Source organism: Neisseria sp. P0021.S006, assembly GCF_051956895.1.
This window is the reverse complement of sequence record NZ_JBQCWZ010000293.1, coordinates 1-1608: the sequence shown is the minus strand read 5'-3', so window position 1 is coordinate 1608 and position 1608 is coordinate 1. Positions and strand designations below refer to the sequence as shown.

Annotated in this window: 1 protein-coding gene; it reads left to right on the top strand. The window is 57.6% G+C overall.

Annotated features, from left to right (window positions below):
- The coding region (gene thiC / locus ACTHUM_RS13470; protein ID WP_440403109.1) for a phosphomethylpyrimidine synthase ThiC at positions 1–1608 on the top strand (1608 nt) is incomplete at both ends.

The window sequence follows — 1608 nt, the reverse complement described above, 5'->3', positions numbered from 1 at the left end:
CTAAAAAAACCGGCGATGAGGCGCGCCGTCTTTCCGACTTGAGCGAAGACATCGGCATCCGCTTCCAATATCCCAATTCCAACCGCGTCTATATCCCGGGCAGCCGCGCCGACATCCGCGTGCCTTTGCGCGAAATCCGTCAGGACGATACCTACACGGCACAAGGTACGGAAGCCAATCCGCCAATTCCAGTGTACGACACCAGCGGCTCATACGGCGACCCGGCGGCACACATCGACTTAAAACAGGGTTTGCCACACGTCCGCACCGCATGGCTGGATGAACGCGACGATACCGAAATCCTGCCCAAGCTTTCCAGCGAATATGGCACCGAACGCGCACACGATCCGAAAACCGCCCATCTGCGCTTCAACCAAATCACCCGTCCGCGCCGCGCCAAAGCAGGCCGCAATGTAACCCAGCTCCACTACGCCCGCCAAGGCATCATTACGCCGGAAATGGAGTTTGTCGCCATACGCGAACGCATGAAGCTGGACGAACTTTTCAGACGGCCTGAATACGCCAAGCTCTTGAAACAACACGCAGGGCAAAGTTTCGGCGCGAATATCCCAACCCATCCCGACCAAATCACGCCCGAATTCGTGCGCCAAGAAATCGCCGCCGGACGTGCGATTATCCCTGCCAACATCAACCACCCCGAACTCGAACCGATGATTATCGGCCGCAACTTCCGCGTCAAAATCAACGGCAACTTGGGCAACTCCGCCGTAACCTCCAGCCTGACCGAAGAAGTCGAAAAAATGGTATGGTCGCTGCGTTGGGGCGCGGACACGATTATGGACTTATCCACAGGCGCGCACATCCACGAAACGCGCGAATGGATTATCCGCAACGCGCCCGTCCCCATCGGCACGGTGCCGATTTACCAAGCTTTGGAAAAAACCGGCGGCATTGCCGAAGACCTGACTTGGGATTTGGTGCGCGATACCTTAATCGAGCAGGCAGAACAAGGCGTGGACTATTTCACCCTGCACGCAGGTGTATTGCTGCGTTATGTACCGATGACGGCCGACCGCCTGACCGGCATCGTATCACGCGGCGGCTCCATCATGGCGAAATGGTGTCTCGCCCATCATCAGGAAAACTTCCTCTACACACATTTCGACGAAATCTGCGAAATCATGAAAGCCTACGACGTATCGTTCAGCCTCGGCGACGGCCTTCGTCCCGGCTGCATTGCCGATGCCAACGACGAATCCCAATTTGCCGAGCTGCACACCTTGGGCGAATTGACCGCCAAAGCATGGGAACACGACGTACAGGTTATGATCGAAGGCCCCGGCCATGTACCGCTGCAACGCGTGAAAGAAAACATGACCGAAGAGCTGCAACATTGCTTTGAAGCACCTTTCTACACCCTCGGCCCGCTCGTTACCGACATCGCCCCCGGCTACGACCACATCACCTCGGGCATAGGCGCGACCAACATCGGCTGGTACGGCACAGCCATGCTCTGCTACGTTACCCCGAAAGAGCATCTCGGCCTGCCCGACAAAGAAGACGTGCGCACCGGCATCATCACCTACAAACTCGCCGCCCATGCCGCCGACCTCGACAAAGGCTGGCCAGGCGCACAGTTGCGCGACA